Genomic DNA, 17,149 nt, shown 5'->3' with positions numbered 1-17,149 from the left:
GAGGGAAGAAATGGCCCTTTATGCCATCGGAGACACCCATCTGTCTCTGGGCGCCGACAAGTCCATGGAGGTGTTCGGGGGCAGTTGGGAAGGCTATGTGGAGAAGCTGGAGGAAGGCTTTTCCTGCGTATCGGACGATGACACGGTGGTGCTGTGCGGGGACCTGTCCTGGGGTATGAGCCTGGAGGAGGCGAAAAAGGACCTGGAGTTTCTCAACTCCCGGCTGCCGGGGGAGAAGTGGATTTTGAAGGGAAACCACGACTACTGGTGGAACACCGCCTCCAAGATGAATGCCTTTTTTCAGGCAAACGGCCTGGAGCGCCTGCACATTCTCCACAACAACTGCGCCTTTTACGGGGATGTGGCCCTGTGCGGCACCCGGGGCTGGTTCTATGAGGAGCAGGCCAACGCCCCCTCGGGGAAGGTGTTTCGCCGGGAGGTGATGCGCCTGGAGACCTCGCTGAAGGCGGCGGGGGAGGCGGAGAAATACTGCTTTCTCCACTATCCGCCCCTGTACAAGGGGTACCAGTGCCCGGAGATTTTGCAGCTGCTGGAGCAGTACCAGGTAAAGCTGTGTTGCTACGGCCATCTCCACGGTCCCAGCCACCGTCTGGCGGTGGAGGGAGTGCAGGGAAGCGTGGCCTATCAGCTGGTGGCTGCAGACTACATCGGTTTCCGTCCGAAAAAAATTTTGGATTGACAAAAAAAACAGTGGAAATCTTCTGTACAATCTGATAGAATGGATTGGATTTATCAGAAAGAAAGCCCCAGCCTCAGGCGGGGCTAAGTTGGAGGAACGTATACATGAACATCAAGAGCAACGAGAAGAAAGAAAACAGCGCCATTGAGCTGGTCATCGAGGTCAGCGCTGCTGAGTTTGACGCCGCCATCAACAAGGTGTACAACAAGCAGAAGAAGAACATCATGGTCCCCGGCTTCCGCAAGGGCAAGGTGCCCCGCAAGATGGTGGAGAAGATGTACGGCGAGCAGGTGTTCTTTGAGGACGCTGTGGAGGAGGCCTATCCCGCTGCCTATGATGCCGCTCTGAAGGAGGCTGGCATTGTGCCCGTGGCCTACCCCAAGCTGGAGATCGTGGAGGTCAGCAAGGACGGCTTCACCTTCAAGGCTCTGGTCACCGTGCAGCCCGAGGCTTCCGTGAAGGAGTACAAGGGCCTGGTGGTTGCCAAGCCCGAGGTGAAGGTCACCGCCGCCGATGTCAAGGCTGAGATGAAGCCCTACATCGACCGTGCCTCCCGCCTGGTGAGCGTGGACCGCAAGGCCAAGAAGGGCGACGTGGCTGTCATCGACTTCGAGGGCTTCAAGGACGGCGTGGCCTTCGAGGGCGGCAAGGGCGAGAACTACTCCTTGGAGCTGGGCTCCGGCACCTTCGTCCCCGGCTTCGAGGAGCAGGTCATCGGCATGAAGGCCGGCGAGGAGAAGGACCTGGACATCACCTTCCCCGAGAACTACACCGCCGATCTGGCTGGCGCCGCCGTGGTCTTCAAGGTGAAGGTCAACGAGGTCAAGGAGCGTCAGGAGCCCGCCCTGGACGACGAGTTCGCCAAGGACGTGTCCGAGTTTGACACTCTGGATGAGTTCAAGAAGGACCTGAAGGAGAAGCTGAAGGCCCGCCGTCAGCAGCAGGCCGAGCGCGACTACGAGGCCGCTGTCATCGACGCCCTGCTGGAGAACCTGGTGTGCGACGTGCCCGAGGCCATGGTGGACTACCGCGCCGACAAGATGGTGGAGGAGCAGGCCATGCGCATGCAGCAGAACGGCCTGAACTTCCAGGACTACCTGAAGTACATGGGTCTGTCCATGGACGACGTGCGTGCCCAGGCTAAGACCGCCGCTGACCGCGCCGTACGCACCGCTCTGGCTCTGGATGCCGTGGCCAAGGCCGAGGGCATCGAGGTCACTCAGGAGGAGCTGGACGCCGAGGTCAAGCGCCTGGCCGAGCAGTTCAACGTCACCGAGGAGCAGGTCCGTGAGGTCACCAACGAGAGCGACATGAAGCAGGACCTGGGCTCCAAGAAGGCTCTGGAGCTGGTGAAGGCCTCCGCCAAGAAGCCCGCCAAGAAGAAGGAAGAGGCTCAGGCTGAGACCACCGAGGCTCAGGGCGAGTAATTTCATCCCGTAAAAAACCAGCAAGGGAGGAATATTCCTCCCTTGCTGCTGGGTATACTGGGACTGATTTCCAGTAACGAAGGAGAGGTTTCCATGAGTTTAGTTCCCTATGTTGTGGAGCAGACCAGCCGGGGAGAGCGTTCCTACGACATCTTCTCCCGTCTGCTCAACGACCGTATCATTTTCCTGGGTGAAGAGGTGAACGCCACCACATCCGCCCTGGTTGTGGCCCAGCTTCTGTACCTGGAGGCTCAGGACCCGGACAAGGACATTCAGTTCTACATCAATAGCCCCGGCGGCTCTGTCACCGACGGCATGGCCATCTATGACACCATGCAGTATATCAAGTGTGACGTGTCCACCATCTGTGTGGGTATGGCCGCCTCCATGGGCGCATTTCTGCTCTCTGCCGGTACCAAGGGCAAGCGTCTGGCTCTGCCCAATGCGGAGATCATGATTCACCAGCCCTCTGCCGGTACCCAGGGACAGATCACCGATATGGCCATCCACCTCAAGCGTCTGGAAGTCATCAAGAAGCGGATGAACCAGATCCTGGCCGACAACTGCGGCAAGAGCGTGGAGCAGGTCACCGCCGACTGTGAGCGTGACAATTTCATGACCGCCGAAGAAGCAGCGGCCTATGGCCTCATTGACAAGGTCATTTATAATCGTTGATGATGCAAAAGGGCGGAGACAAACACTGTCTTCGCTCTTTGGCACGTCTGACGAAAGGAAGGTAATTCATGGCTCGAGATGAGTACAAAACCGTTCGCTGTTCCTTTTGCGGCAAGCATCAGGAGCAGGTCGAGCGTATCATTGCCGGACCCGGGGCATACATCTGCAACGAGTGTGTCCACCTCTGCCTGAGCATTCTGGACGAGGAAGAGCGCCCGGAGCTGGGCAGTCCGGAGATGCCCGACGTGATTCCCACCCCCCGAGAGATTCGGGATGTGCTGGATGAATATATTATCGGCCAGGAGCAGGCGAAAATCGCCCTGTCCGTGGCTGTGTACAACCACTATAAGCGGATTTATTTTGGTGGCGGGGACTCGGTGGAGCTGCAAAAGAGCAACATCCTCTTGGTGGGCCCCACCGGCTGCGGCAAGACTCTCTTTGCCCAGACTCTGGCCCGGGTGCTGAAGGTGCCCTTTGCCATTGCCGACGCCACCACCCTCACCGAGGCCGGTTATGTGGGTGACGACGTAGAGAACATTCTGCTGCGGCTGGTGCAGGCGGCAGATTACGATATTGAGCTGGCCCAGCGGGGCATCATCTATGTGGATGAGATCGACAAGATCGCCCGGAAGAGCGAGAACACCTCCATCACTCGGGATGTGTCCGGCGAGGGCGTGCAGCAGGCTCTGCTGAAAATTTTGGAGGGTACGGTGGCCAATGTCCCGCCCCAGGGTGGCCGCAAGCACCCCCACCAGGAGTTCTTGCAGATTGACACCAAGAACATCCTGTTCATCTGCGGTGGTGCCTTTGATGGTCTGGAGAAGATCATTGAGCAGCGCATGGACCAGAAGACCATGGGCTTTGGCGCTCAGGTGCGCACCGCTGCCGAGCGCAGCGAGGAGGATATCTTCCGCAACGTGCAGCCCCATGACCTGCTGAAGTTCGGCATCATCCCCGAGCTGGTGGGCCGTCTGCCGGTGATCACTGGCCTGAAGGCCCTGAACGGCAAGCAGCTGGTGCAGATTCTCACCGAGCCCAAGAATGCTCTGGTCAAGCAGTACCAGAAGCTGCTGGAGTATGACAACGTGGAGCTGGAGTTCACCCCCGAGGCCCTGGAGGCAGCGGCCCAGAAGGCGGTGGAGCGGAAGATCGGCGCCCGTGGTCTGCGGGCGGTGCTGGAGGAAGTGATGACTCCCATCATGTACGATGTGCCCTCGGACGACTCCATCGCCAAGGTCATCATCACCCCCGAAGCCATCCGGGGAGAGCAGCCCCCTGAGGTGGTGCGGGAGGAAGGACGTCCCGCCAGACCCAGACTGGGTGCAGCCTCTCTGCGGGCGGAGCCGGGCGGACAGGCGGCCCGGAAGGGAAACGCATCCTAACCAAATTTTGATAGGGGCGGGCCTCGTGCTCGCCCCTTTGCTTATATCGCCTCCTTCTGGGAGGTGGAAAGGAGGAATACAACCATGAGTGAGACCATACATGAGCGGGAAATTGTGGCCATGCCTGCCCTGGCCCTGCGGGCTATTACGGTATTTCCCCATCTGCTGCTTCATTTCGATGTGGGTCGGGAGTTCTCCATCCGAGCCCTGGAACAGGCCATGACCGGGAACCGGGAGATTTTCCTGGTGACCCAGAAGGACCTGGCGGCCGAGAACCCCGCCCAGGAGCACCTGTATCAGGTGGGGACCGTGGCCACCATCAAGCAGATTCTCCGTCTGCCCGACAACAATGTGCGGGTGATGGTGGAGGGCAAACAGCGGGGCAAAATGCTGCAGCTGCTCACCACTGAGCCCTACCTCACCGCCGAGCTGGAGCTGTTGGAGGAGGAGCCCGCCGCCCGGGAGAACACCCCCCGCACCGAGGCCCTGATTCGCCAGATCTATTCCATGGTGGAGCGATACACCGAGCTGTCCGACCGGGTGTCCCCGGAGCTGTATTTGAAGCTGCTGGCCAGCGACGACCCGGTGTACATAGCCGACTATACCGCCCAGAACCTGCCCCTGCGCTTTGAGGACAAGCAGCTCATCCTGGAGGAACTGCGCCCCGCCAAGCGGCTGGAGAAGCTGGTGCGCATCCTGGCCCGGGAAGTGGAGATCCGCCAGGTGGAGAGCGAGCTGGAGGGCAAGGTCCAGGAGCAGATGGCGGAAAACCAGCGTGACTACTACATGCGAGAGCAGCTGAAGGTGCTCCAGCGAGAACTGGGCGACCGGGGCGACGGCGACGAGATCGCTGAATACCGGGAGCGTGTGGCCAAGGCCAAGCTGCCCGACGAAGTACGGGAAAAGCTGAACAAAGAAATCAAGCATCTGGAGAAGCAGCCTTACGGCTCCGCCGAGGCCTCGGTGCTCCGGGGCTACCTGGATACCTGCCTGGAGCTGCCCTGGACGGTGAAAACCCGTGAGCGGGCCAACGTGGCTGCCGTGTCCAAAGTGCTGGAAGCCGACCACTACGGCCTGGAGAAGGTGAAAGAGCGTATTTTGGAGTTTGTGGCCGTCAAGCAGCTGTCTCCCAATCTGAAGGGCCAGGTGCTGTGCCTGGTGGGCCCGCCCGGTGTGGGTAAGACCTCCATTGCCATGAGCGTGGCCCGGGCCATGAACCGAAAGCTGGCCCGCATCTCCCTGGGCGGCGTCCACGACGAGGCGGAGATTCGAGGCCACCGCAAGACCTACGTGGGAGCCATGCCCGGACGCATCATCGCCGGCATCCGCCAGGCGGGGAGCGTCAACCCGGTGCTGGTGCTGGACGAGCTGGACAAGGTGGGCAGCGACCACCGGGGCGACCCCAGCGCCGCTCTGCTGGAGGTGCTGGACGTGCACCAGAACGCCACCTTCCGGGACCACTACCTGGAGATGCCCTTTGACCTGTCCGAGGTGCTGTTTATCGCCACGGCCAACACCACCGATACCATCCCCCGGCCTCTGCTGGACCGGATGGAGATCATTGAACTGGGCAGCTATACCGACGAGGAGAAGGTGCAGATTGCCAAGCGCCACCTATGGCCCAAGGAGCTCAAGGCCCACGGCCTCACCCGTACCCAGGTGAAGCTCAACGACCAGGCCCTGCACCAGATCATCTCCGGCTACACCCGGGAGTCCGGGGTGCGCCGCCTGGAGCGGCTGCTGGACAAGCTGTGCCGGAAGTCTGCCATGAAGCTGGTGCGGGAGGAGTGCAAGAGCGTGCACATCACCCCGGACAACCTGTCCGATTTCCTGGGCACCCGGCGCTACGCCAAGGACAAGGCGGCGGGCCAGCCCCAGGTGGGGGTGGTCAACGGCCTGGCCTGGACCTCTGTGGGCGGCGAAATCCTGGAGGTGGAGGTCAACGTGGTGGAGGGCACCGGAAAGGTGGAGCTCACCGGCAACCTGGGGGACGTGATGAAGGAGTCCGCCCGGGCCGCCCTGTCCTTCATCCGCAGCCGGGTCAGCCAGCTGGGGCTGCCTGGCACCTTCTATAAGGACAAGGACATCCACGTCCACTTCCCCGAGGGCGCTGTGCCCAAGGACGGACCCTCGGCAGGCATTGCCATCACCACCGCCATGGTGTCCGCCCTCACCGGAACCCCGGTGCGGGGTGACGTGGCCATGACCGGGGAGATCACCCTCCGGGGAAGGGTGCTGGCCATCGGCGGTCTGAAGGAGAAGACCATGGCCGCCCTGCGCAATGGTATGAGTACTGTCATTCTCCCCGAAGACAATGTGAAGGACCTGGAGGAGATTGACCCCTTGGTGCGAGAGAGCTTGAAGTTTATTCCCGTATCCCAGGCCGACCAGGTGCTGGCCTGTGCGCTGGTCTCTGACGGCCAGCCCCCCAAAGGGAATGACACCCTTCTGCCCCCGGAGGCAAAGGCTCCTGGGACGGCAGTAAATCTGTGCCAGTGAGGTGAGCGATATGAAGGTGAATTTGAATCAGGCGGAGTTCGTCCGCTCGGCAGCCAAGCCCGCTGACTTTCCCCGGGACGCTCTGCCCCAGGTGGTGTTTGCCGGGCGGTCCAACGTGGGCAAGTCCTCGGTAATCAACCGTCTGCTCAACCGCAAGAACTTCGCCCGGGTGGGCTCTGCCCCCGGCAAGACCACCCATATCAACTACTTCCTCATTGACAAACAGCTCTACCTGGTGGACCTGCCCGGCTATGGCTACGCCAAGGTGTCCATGGCCGAGCGGGCCCGGTGGGCCAAGCTCATTGAGGGCTGGTTTGCCGATACCTCTCTGATGACTCTGGGCATTCTCATTGTGGATGCCCGCCACAAGCCCACAGCCGACGACAAGGTGATGAGTGACTTCTTCCTCACCACCGACAAGCCCTATGTGGTGGTGACCAACAAGCTGGACAAGCTGAAAAAGAGCGAGGTGGAGGGGAATCTCCAGCGGGTGCGGGACACCCTGGAGCTGCCCGAGGCCGTCCCCGTCATTCCTTTCTCTGCGGAGAAGGGAGACGGCAAGCAGGCCCTGTTGGAGCTGATCTTCAACCATATGGAGGGCTGAGAGATGAAGTACGTGCGGTTTCTCAGCCAGAGCGGCCCCCAGTGGGGCGTGGTGGAGGGAGAGCAGGTGAAGACCCTCACTTGCGCCCCCTATGAGGGCGTGGAGTACGACGGAGGCAGCGTCAAGCTGGCAGACTGTCCGCTGTTGGCCCCCTGTACTCCCACTAAGATCGTGTGCGTAGGTAAGAACTACGCCGAGCACGCCCGGGAGATGGGCTCTGAGCCCCCCGGATTTCCCGTTCTCTTTATGAAGGGCCTCAACGCCCTCAACACCCCTGGCGGGGAGATCGACCCGCCGGAGTTTGTCCAGCGCCTGGACTATGAGGGGGAGTTGGCAGTGGTCATCCGCCGCCAGGCCTCCAAAATCCGGGCAGAGGACTATGCAGGGTATGTGCTGGGCTACACCTGTCTCAACGATGTCACCGCCCGGGACGTGCAGAAGCACGACGGCCAGTGGACCCGTGGAAAGTCCATGGATGGATTCTGTCCGGTGGGCCCCTGGGTGGTGGACGGGGTGGACCCCGACCGCCTGGAAGTCACCACCCGTCTCAACGGCAGCGTGGTCCAGCAGGGGAACACCCGGGACTTTATCACCACCGTGCCAAAGCTTCTGGAGTTTATCACCGCTTCCATGACCCTGGAGCCGGGTGACGTGGTGGCCACGGGAACCCCCGCTGGCATTGGCCCCATGCAGTCCGGGGATGTGGTGGAGGTGGAGATCTCCCACATCGGCGTTCTGCGCAACCAAGTGAAATGACCTCAAGAGGTGCTGTGAGCCACAGGCTTGCAGCGCCTCTTTTTTGTAAACAGAGCGTATTTTTCTTGGAAAATATTTTCCTCCCGCTTGCATTGCATTGGGAAAAGGGGTATACTAACTTTGTGATATTATACACATTTGGGAGGTGGAATCGTGTATCAGATTGGTGATAAGGTGGTGCATCCTATGCATGGGGCGGGAGTCATTGACTCCATTGTGCGCAAGAAGGTAGCTGGGAAGGTTCAGGACTACTATTTGCTCAAACTATCGACGGGAAGCATGATGGTCATGATTCCCACAGAACACAGCGACGAGATCGGCGTCCGCCCCGTGGTGTCCGGTCAGGAGGCCACCCATATTCTCTCGGAGATGGAGGACATTCAGGTGGACATGACGTCCAACTGGAACCAACGTTACCGGGAGAATATGCTGCGCATCAAAAGCGGAAATTTGCTGGAGGTGGCCAAGGTGGTCAAGGGGCTGATGTACCGGGAGACCCAGAAGGGGCTGTCCACCGGGGAGCGGAAGATGCTCCACTCAGCTAAGCAGATTTTGATTTCCGAGCTGGTGTTGGCCCAGAGCATGCCCTATGAGGCCGTGGAGGAGCGGGTCAACAAGGTTCTGCACCAATAAAATAAAAAAGGAGCCGCACGGCTCCTTTTTTCTCAGTGGAGGAAGACATATGTCATTGTTTGGACGGAAACGAAAGGGGCCTCAGGCCCCTGGCTGTGCTATGGTTGTGGTGGCGGCGGGCTCCTCTCAGCGCATGGGACAGGATAAGATGTTCCTGGAGCTGGACGGTCGGCCGGTGCTGGCCCACACCCTGGCAGCTCTGGAGGCCAGTGACCGGGTGGAGGAGATCGTGGTGGTCACCCGGGAGGACCTGGTGGGCCCTGTGGCGGCCCTGGCCCGGGAGATGGCACTCACAAAAGTGACGAAAGTGGTACGGGGCGGCGCCACCCGGGTGGAGTCTGCCCAACTGGGGGTGGGCGAGGTGTCCCCTCAGGCCAAGCTCATTGGTATCCACGACGGGGCTCGGCCCTTTGTGAGTTCCCAGGTGATGGAGCGTGTAGTGGACAAGGCCGCCCAGACCGGGGCCGCAGCCCCTGCCATACCCGTGCAGGACACTATTAAGGTGGCGGTGAACGGTGTAGTGGACCACACCCCAGACCGGGCTACCCTCTTTGCTGTGCAGACGCCCCAGATGTTCGATGGTGATCTGATTCGGGGGGCTCTGACCAAGGCGATGCAGGACAACGCCCCCCTCACAGACGACTGCTCGGCGGTGGAGCGGCTGGGCATGCCGGTATCCCTGGTGGAAGGGGACCGGAGCAACATCAAATTGACCACCCCGGCAGACCTGGCGGTGGCCCGAGTGATTTTGGAGGGATGGAACCAATGATGCGAGTGGGACATGGTTATGACGTGCACCGCCTGGTGGAGGGGCGCAAGCTCATCTTAGGGGGCGTGGAAATCCCCTGGGAGAAGGGCCTGTTGGGCCACTCGGATGCGGATGTGCTGGTACATGCAGTGATGGACGCCCTGCTGGGCGCCGCTGGGCTGTGGGACATCGGCCACGCCTTCCCGGACAACGACCCCGCCTATGCGGGCATCGACAGTATGTTGCTGCTGGCTCGGGTGCGGGATATGCTCACGGAAAAGGGGTACACGGTGGGCAATGTGGATGCCACCATCCTGGCCCAGCGGCCCAAGCTGGCCGGATACATCCCCCAGATGCGGCGCAACATCGCCCAGGTGCTGGGGGTGGAGGAGGACTGCGTCAACGTCAAGGCCACCACCGAGGAGGGGCTGGGCTTCACCGGCTCCGGGGAGGGCATGGCCGCCCACGCCGTGGCACTTCTGAACCGATAAACAAAGAAGGGCCGTTGCAAAATACACCGATTGCCCAACCACATGGACAGACAATCCCCCAGTCACCTACGGGTCCAGCCCCCTTTACACAAGGGGGCCTAAGTACTGCGGTGCTCGTTTTATCATTTTTGCTTAAATAACCCTTAGCGCAATATGTACTATTGTATGCACAGGAATAGGTATGGCAATAGCTGGGCCAGCAGGTGGAGCGTTAGCTAGTTAACTGGGCCCGTTGTAGGTGGAATACTTGGTGCAGCAATCGGATGGATTATTGGTGGATCAATATCTCGTACTCGCATTACGTCGGGAGTTAAGTTCTCTGTTGATGTTCCGTTTTTGCCCAGTAAAAGTATATATATATTGGATAGGTAGAAAGGACTTCGCAATGAGTGATAAAAAGATTAAATCTGGTCTACTTGCTGCATTACTTTTTGTGTGTATGACATTGGTTTTGTTTATTGTAAATCATTATTTTCTCAATGAGACATCTACACTCGTACAATCAATAGCAAGTGGAATCGTAGCGTTCTTTTTTGTTTTTGTATTCACACGATTTGTGAGGAAATAAGCATAGTTGTAACATCTAGCCTAACTCTAATCAGGCAGGCAACCTAGTAAACTTATGCTTTATGAGCGCTTGTCCACGTCCTTGCCAATGACGAAGTCGTGGCGCATGGAAGGCTGGAGCCGCAGCTGCTGTCGGGTGTATTACAGCAACACTTGGAATTTCGGGTGCAGCTGTTTGGGGAGTACTGAATTTTTTAATCTAAAGGTTTAAGGGAATTTATAAACTTGCACTAGATGAGTAGGTGAACTATGGGGAGGAAAAAAGTCACAGAGGGCAAGAAAGCTAGGTTCATTTTATTACTGACGCAGGTGGCATTATGGTTTATTGTTATGGTTTTGGAGTTGGTTGTTTTTGTTATTGATGGGATAGGAATTTCTGAATATATGTTTTTTTGGGTGTTTTTAGATTTAGTTATAATCATAACCATATTAACAAATATCAACAATTACAGAAAAAGCCAATAACAAGTGTGTTGCGTAATAATAGCAGGCCTTTTTACGAACGTTTGTTGTGAGTTTGAGGGCATACTCGATTTTTTGCAAATGTACAGTTTTGGTGTTTTTTTGCTTGTGTCACATTTCGCGTTTACCAAGTCTTTAGCCTGGGTTCTCTAGTCAGAAAGAATTTTCTTGCATGCAAGCTTCTCCTGTAAAGCAGAAATGTAAAGAATTTTCCCGGTGAAAAGCCTCCCTTGTGCAAAGGGAGGTGGCACGGTATTATGGGGTCCCCGCCAAAGCCCAGCGCCAGCGGGTTTGGTGGGGAGAGGAGGTGCGACGGCGTGAGCGAGACTTGCCCCGCCTCTCAGGGGCGAGGCGAGGGATACAAAGTCCGCACCGACGAGTCGGAGGGATTGATAAAATGGAAGGGCCTGTTGCAAAACCACAATTTTGCAACAGGCCCCTGGACTATCACGCGGGCACTCTTGTGCATAGGATGTGCAAGAGCGTCCGTATCTTTTTTTTGTGGGAGCGGACCATCCAACGGGAAGGGAAATGATACCATATGGTATATGATCTGATTGTATGCCGCTCCCTGACCTATGCCCAGCGTGGGGTGCGGCTGCTGGAGCGGGCCGGCATTTCTGCCTATCTGGTGCGAGCGCCCCGGCTCATTGCCCGGGCGGGGTGCGCATACTGCATCAAAGTGTCTCAGCGGTGGCTGGAGCGGGCGGTGGAGCTGATGCGGGAGGCAAAGCTTGTCCCCCGTGGTATCTATCAGCAGCTGGAGGACGGGAGCTATGAGGAGGTATCGGTATGATCTACTTGGATAGCGCAGCCACCACCATGGAGAAGCCCGCCTCGGTGCCCTCTGCCACCGCATGGGCCATGACACATATGGCCAGCCCTGGCCGAGGCGGACATGGGGCGGGGATGCGGGCAGCGGATACCCTCTACGCGCTGCGGGAGACGGCGGCCCAGCTCTTCGATGTACCCAATCCAGAGCAGGTGGTGCTCACCTACAACGCCACCCATGCGCTGAATTTAGCCATCCACGCCCTGGTGCGCCCTGGGCACACCGTGCTCATCTCCGGCTATGAGCACAACGCTGTCACCCGCCCTCTGTGTGCCCGGGGGGACCTGACCATCCGGGTGGCCCAAGCCCCAGTGTTTGACCAGGCGGGGATGCTGGCCGCCTTTGAGGAGGAGTTGCGGCGCGGGGTGGATGTGGTGGTCTGCACCCATGTCTCCAACGTCTTCGGCTTTATTATGCCCATAGGCGAGCTGGCCCGGATGTGCCGGGAGCGTGGAGTGCCCCTCATTGTGGACGCCTCCCAGTCCGCCGGGTGTCTGCCTGTGCGCCTGTCAGAGTGGGGGGCGGCCTACGTGGCCATGCCGGGGCACAAGGGGCTGTACGGGCCCCAGGGCACCGGGCTGTTGCTGTGCGGAGAGGAGCAGCCTGCCCCGCTGCTGTACGGGGGTACGGGCAGCGAGTCCCAAAACCAGACCATGCCGGACGTTCTCCCCGACCGCCTGGAGGCGGGTACCCAGAACGTCTCTGGGGCGGCGGGATTGTTGGCTGGACTGCGCTTTGTCCGGTGCAAGGGCGTGGACCGCATCGGCGCCTATGAGGAATGTCTGAGCGGCCAGCTGATGGACGGTTTGGAGCAAGTGCCTGGGGTGCGAGTATTCCGAGGCCCCAAGGGAACCCAGACGGGGGTGTGCTCCATCACCGTGGAGGGGATGGACTGCGAAGAGGTGGGAAGCTGGCTGGCCCGCCGGGGCATCGCTGTGCGGGCGGGGCTGCACTGCGCCCCGTTGGCCCACAAGACGGCGGGCACCCTGGACACTGGGACGGTGCGCCTGAGCTGCTCGGCGTTCAACACCTCCCAGCAGGTGCGCCGGGCCGCCGGGGCCATTGCCCATCTGGCCCGGTGTCAGGGCAAGGGCAGGTGAGGGGCTCCCCCTTCGCCCTTGCGAGATTCGCTTTGGTGTGCTAAAATGTCACAAGAGAATTGACAAAAGAAAGGACGGTGCAGGGGGTATGTATCAGCCCTTGGCAGATCGCATTCGGCCACAGACCTTGGACCACGTGGTGGGTCAGCGACATATCTTGGGGGAGAACGGCCTGCTGCGCCGGATTGTGGACAGCGGCAACATCCCCAATATGGTGTTCTACGGCCCCTCGGGTACAGGGAAAACCACCGTGGCGGATATCATCGCCAAGCGGTCCGGGCGCGCCCTGCGCCGCCTCAACGCCACCACCGCCTCTCTGGCCGACGTGCGGGAGGTGATGGACCAGGTGGGGACGCTGCTGGCCCCCAACGGGGTGCTGCTCTATTTGGACGAGATTCAGTACTTCAATAAAAAGCAGCAGCAGACCCTTCTGGACTATATCGAGACGGGAAAGATCACCCTTATTGCCTCTACCACGGAAAACCCCTATTTCACCATCTTCAACGCCATCCTGTCCCGGTCCACCGTCTTTGAGTTCAAGGCCCTCACCCCGGAGGACCTGCTCCCGGCGGTGGAGCGGGCGGTGAAGCTCATGGACGAGGAGCTAGGCGGAGAGAGCTGCTGGGAGGACGGGGTGAAGGAGTACCTGGCCCAGGCCAGCGGGGGAGACGTGCGCAAGGCCCTCAACGGGGTGGAGGTGCTCATGAATGCCGCCGCTACCCCGGACGGGGTGCGGACCATCACCATGGCAGATGCCAAACTGGTGGCCCAGCGCTCCTCCATGCGCTATGACCGGGACGGAGACCAGCACTACGACATTCTGTCCGCCCTGCAAAAGTCCATCCGGGGCTCGGACCCCGATGCGGCGGTGCACTATCTGGCTCGGCTGCTGGAGGCGGGGGACCTGCTGTCCGCCTGTCGGCGGCTGATGGTCATTGCCTGCGAGGATGTGGGACTGGCCTATCCCCAGGTCATCCCCATTGTCAAGGCCTGCGTGGATGCGGCCACCATGCTGGGGCTGCCCGAGGCCAGGCTAGCCCTGGCGGATGCCGCCATCCTCATGGCCACCGCCCCCAAGTCCAACTCGGGCCATGACGCCATCAATGCCGCCATGGCGGATGTGCGGGCGGGCAAGACCGGGGACTTCCCCCGACACCTGCAAAATGTCCACGCCGACGGCACAGGCTTTGAGCGGGAGCAGGGGTATCTCTACCCCCACGACTTCCCCAACCACTGGGTGAAGCAGCAGTATCTGCCCGACGCTCTGGTGGGGCGGGTGTACTATGAGTACGGCCCCAATAAGACCGAGCAGGCCGCTAAGGCCTACTGGGACAAGATCAAACACCAATGAGAGGAGGGGCATCCCATGCCCATGGATATACAGGTCGGCGACGTGCTGGAGATGAAGAAGCAACACCCCTGTGGCTGCAAGGACTGGCAGGTGCTGCGGGTGGGAATGGACTTTAAGCTGCGCTGTCTGGGCTGCCAGCGGGAGATGATGATTCCCCGGGCCAAGGCAGAGAAGGCCATCAAGCGGGTGAAACGAGAGGAGGGACAGGCATGAAAGAGTTTTGGAGCCGCCGCATTGTGGATGCGGTGCCCTATGTACCGGGGGAGCAGCCCAAGGGCCAGACCTTTGTGAAGCTCAACACCAATGAGTGCCCCTACCCGCCCTCTCCCAAGGTGGTGGAGGCCATCACCCGGGCGGCGGGGGAGACACTGCGCCTCTACCCGGACCCGGAGTGCCTGGAGCTGCGCTGTGCCATTGCCCGGCGGGAGGGGCTCAGCCCGGACCAGGTGTTCTGCTCCAACGGCTCGGATGAGGTGCTGGCCTTTGCCTTCCAGGCCTTTTTTGACCCGGACAAAGAGATCGTCTTTCCCCAGATCACCTACAGCTTTTATCCCGTGTACACCAACTACTTTGGCCTCACTTGCCGCCAAGTGCCCATGAACCCGGACTTCTCCACCCCGGTGGAGGAGCTGATGGGGAAAAACGGCGGCGTGGTGCTGTGTAATCCCAACGCCCCCACTGGACAGGGCGTGTCCCGGGAGGTGGTGGAGAAGCTGCTGCGTGCCAACCCGGACGTGGTGGTCATCGTGGACGAGGCCTACGTGGACTTCGGCGGGGAGAGCTCGGTGGGGCTCATTGACCGCTATCCCAACCTGCTGGTCATCCAGACCGCCTCCAAGTCCCGAGCCCTGGCTGGGCTGCGGGTGGGCTGGGCCATGGGAAACCCGAACCTCATCCAGGGCCTGTGCTGCGTCCGAGACTCCATCAACTCCTACACCGTGGACCGTCTGGCTCAGGCGGGAGCAAAGGCGGCGGTGGAGGACGAGGACTACTTTACACAGACCTGTCAAAAGGTAATGGCCACCCGGGAGCGCACCGCCCAGCGGCTGCGGGAGATGGGGTACACGGTACTGCCCTCTCAGGCCAACTTCCTCTTTGTCTCCCATCCGGACAAGTCCGGGAAGGCCCTGTTGGACGGCCTGCGGGAGCGTGGGGTGCTGGTACGGTGGTGGTCCAACCCGGCTATTTCCAACTGGCTGCGCATTTCCATTGGCACCGATGCCGAGATGGACACCCTGCTGGGAGCCCTGCAAGAACTGTAACTACGAAACATGCCCGTGAGCCTGGGTGATTCCCACGCTCACGGGCATGTTCATGTTTTGTGAATTATTTCTTCCGACGGCGGAGCACCCATAAAGCTACCAAAAGGACAACGATGAGGAATGCCCCTGCCACCAAGAGTGGGACAAAATCCACCAGTGTGGGGCCCTGGCTGGTAGAGCCGTTGGGCATACCCGAGCTGTCCGTCTGGGTGGAGGTTTGATTGGTCTTGGCATAGGAAAGGACCGCTTCATAGTCATAGAAGGGGTGCAGAGATTCACCTTGGAACCTGGCCTGATGGACATAGGAGCCAGTGACTTCCGCCTCGGAAGGTCCATAGTCTCCCATGGGATACCAGTAGGAGGCGATGTCGTCTTCAAACAGCAACAGCATAGGCATACGAATGCCGGGTAGTCCACCCACCAAAACCGCATCTTCCGTGGTGATTCCCGCCTGTTCCAGTTGGGAGATTTGGGTGGAATATGGGGTGAAATCGGTGTACATGGCCACTTCACTCACGGTCCATAGGCCTTCTTTTTCCTGAACAGAAGTCTGTTCCGCAGGGGTCATGAGATGCGCAGTTTCTGGATTGAGTGGCAGTCCTTTGGCCAGTGTTACCGTGGCGTACAGAGAGCCCACCTGCATGGGAATGACCCAGACGGAGACGCATTGCTCCAGATGAGCTTGAATATCGGCTTGCTGCACCAAAGACAGGTTCTCCAACTCGGTGTCAATGTAGACGGGAATGGCAGTGGAAAAATCTACGGACGTAGGGATTGCATCTTCCTCACTCTCCGGAGTGGAAAGGGTGGGCAACGTGTTCTCATACGCCACGGTGAGATGGGAGAGAATCTCTTGCTCCAGTTGGGACGGATCTGGGCAGACTTGGGAAAAGTCTGAGGGGGGTGAGGTGGCCGCAGCGGGGGCGTGAATGGGGAGTGTGGCGGCCAGAATACAAAGGGATACCAGGCATACAAACCATTTTCGTACCATACGTCAAAACCTCCTTTCTATTATGTGGCACTTTAGCAAGACATCCATGTGTGTGAGTAGTATCCAGTTCCTGATTGAATGGATGTTCCATTGAGTAGTGCGACATAGGAGTAGCTTCTCGTTACACAATTTTCCCAAGGGTCGATTAAGGTCAAATTGTCACCTGTGACACCACACAGCACCAACACGTGTCCACCGCCAGAGTTCCACTGCATGCGCATGATGAGGGGAATTTCGTCTACATTGATTTCATCATCCAATCATTTGAGCACATGCAGCCCAACATCAATTCGACTTTACTTGCTTGTATCGAGTTACATTCAATTGTGCAGCGCGGGCGGTCAGGGAGAGAGAAAATAGGAGAAAAAGAGAAATAAAACAGAGACGGAACGTTTTTTGCAGTTCACTCACTTCATTTCGGTTATATTGTATAAAATTTTTTTGGTGGCGTCAACCATTGTTTTCAAAAATAACCAATATCATGGAGGGGAAGATCCTGGTCATGACGCCATAAGAACTCCACCCTTTGACCTTTTTTGAAGGGGAGATGGGGGAATTTCGTCTACATTGATTTCATCATCCAATCATTTGAGCACATGCAGCCCAACATCAATTCGACTTTACTTGCTTGTATCGAGTTACATTCAATTGTGCAGCGCGGGCGGTCAG

General features: G+C 59.0%; 16 protein-coding genes. 15 read left to right on the top strand and 1 reads right to left on the bottom strand.

The annotated features are described in order from the left end of the window. Positions 1–10 precede the first annotated feature (10 nt). The 15 genes from B5F98_RS06555 to hisC all read left to right on the top strand — a co-directional run bounded on the left by B5F98_RS06555 (position 11) and on the right by hisC (position 15,489). Complete coding sequence (locus B5F98_RS06555) at positions 11–700, top strand: metallophosphoesterase (RefSeq protein ID WP_087233895.1); 690 nt, start codon at positions 11–13, stop codon at positions 698–700. A 104-nt stretch (positions 701–804) separates the two neighbouring features. Next, complete coding sequence (tig, locus tag B5F98_RS06550) at positions 805–2,127, top strand: trigger factor (protein WP_087370598.1); 1,323 nt, start codon at positions 805–807, stop codon at positions 2,125–2,127. A gap of 93 nt (positions 2,128–2,220) precedes the next feature. Next, positions 2,221–2,802, top strand: coding sequence for an ATP-dependent Clp protease proteolytic subunit (locus tag B5F98_RS06545; protein WP_087233899.1), 582 nt, complete (start codon positions 2,221–2,223; stop codon positions 2,800–2,802). A gap of 68 nt (positions 2,803–2,870) precedes the next feature. Further along, on the top strand, positions 2,871–4,184 hold the full coding sequence (clpX, locus tag B5F98_RS06540; RefSeq protein ID WP_087370595.1) for an ATP-dependent Clp protease ATP-binding subunit ClpX: 1,314 nt from the start codon (positions 2,871–2,873) through the stop codon (positions 4,182–4,184). Positions 4,185–4,268: 84 nt separating this feature from the next. Then, complete coding sequence (lon, locus tag B5F98_RS06535) at positions 4,269–6,683, top strand: endopeptidase La (RefSeq protein WP_087370593.1); 2,415 nt, start codon at positions 4,269–4,271, stop codon at positions 6,681–6,683. Between the two features lie 10 nt (positions 6,684–6,693). Continuing rightward, a complete protein-coding gene (gene yihA / locus B5F98_RS06530) occupies positions 6,694–7,287 on the top strand; it encodes a ribosome biogenesis GTP-binding protein YihA/YsxC (RefSeq protein ID WP_087370590.1) in 594 nt (197 codons plus the stop codon). Between the two features lie 3 nt (positions 7,288–7,290). Next, positions 7,291–8,043 (top strand): fumarylacetoacetate hydrolase family protein, encoded by a 753-nt coding sequence (locus tag B5F98_RS06525; RefSeq protein ID WP_087370587.1) that lies wholly within the window; start codon positions 7,291–7,293, stop codon positions 8,041–8,043. 153 nt (positions 8,044–8,196) lie between these two features. Beyond that, positions 8,197–8,676, top strand: a complete 480-nt coding sequence (locus tag B5F98_RS06520; protein ID WP_087370584.1) for a CarD family transcriptional regulator — start codon at positions 8,197–8,199, stop codon at positions 8,674–8,676. 49 nt (positions 8,677–8,725) lie between these two features. After that, positions 8,726–9,445, top strand: coding sequence for a 2-C-methyl-D-erythritol 4-phosphate cytidylyltransferase (gene ispD, locus B5F98_RS06515; protein ID WP_087370581.1), 720 nt, complete (start codon positions 8,726–8,728; stop codon positions 9,443–9,445). Beyond that, on the top strand, positions 9,445–9,915 hold the full coding sequence (gene ispF, locus B5F98_RS06510) for a 2-C-methyl-D-erythritol 2,4-cyclodiphosphate synthase (protein ID WP_087370800.1): 471 nt from the start codon (positions 9,445–9,447) through the stop codon (positions 9,913–9,915). Before ispD ends, ispF begins: the two co-directional genes overlap by 1 nt. 1,570 nt (positions 9,916–11,485) lie before the next feature. Further along, the gene (locus tag B5F98_RS06500; protein WP_087370576.1) at positions 11,486–11,740 is read left to right on the top strand and encodes a DUF3343 domain-containing protein; all 255 of its coding nucleotides are present in this window, start codon (positions 11,486–11,488) and stop codon (positions 11,738–11,740) included. After that, positions 11,737–12,876 (top strand): aminotransferase class V-fold PLP-dependent enzyme, encoded by a 1,140-nt coding sequence (locus tag B5F98_RS06495; RefSeq protein WP_087370573.1) that lies wholly within the window; start codon positions 11,737–11,739, stop codon positions 12,874–12,876. The genes B5F98_RS06500 and B5F98_RS06495 overlap by 4 nt, the downstream gene beginning before the upstream one ends. Positions 12,877–12,964: 88 nt before the next feature. Then, the gene (locus B5F98_RS06490) at positions 12,965–14,227 is read left to right on the top strand and encodes a replication-associated recombination protein A (protein ID WP_087370570.1); all 1,263 of its coding nucleotides are present in this window, start codon (positions 12,965–12,967) and stop codon (positions 14,225–14,227) included. 21 nt (positions 14,228–14,248) lie between these two features. Continuing rightward, positions 14,249–14,440, top strand: coding sequence for a DUF951 domain-containing protein (locus B5F98_RS06485; RefSeq protein WP_087233933.1), 192 nt, complete (start codon positions 14,249–14,251; stop codon positions 14,438–14,440). Next, positions 14,437–15,489: a histidinol-phosphate transaminase gene (gene hisC, locus B5F98_RS06480; RefSeq protein ID WP_087370568.1), complete on the top strand. Its 1,053-nt coding sequence runs from the start codon at positions 14,437–14,439 to the stop codon at positions 15,487–15,489. Before B5F98_RS06485 ends, hisC begins: the two co-directional genes overlap by 4 nt. Before the next feature lie 64 nt (positions 15,490–15,553). Here hisC and B5F98_RS06475 read toward each other — a convergent pair whose 3' ends face one another. Then, a complete protein-coding gene (locus tag B5F98_RS06475) occupies positions 15,554–16,480 on the bottom strand; it encodes a hypothetical protein (RefSeq protein ID WP_087370565.1) in 927 nt (308 codons plus the stop codon). Between the last annotated feature and the right edge of the window lie 669 nt (positions 16,481–17,149).

It is taken from the genome of Pseudoflavonifractor sp. An44 (assembly GCF_002161675.1).
Classification (GTDB): Bacteria; Bacillota; Clostridia; order Oscillospirales; family Oscillospiraceae; genus Enterenecus; species Enterenecus faecium.
The sequence above is the reverse complement of the archived record's forward strand: the minus strand, read 5'-3'. Positions and strand labels throughout refer to the sequence as shown.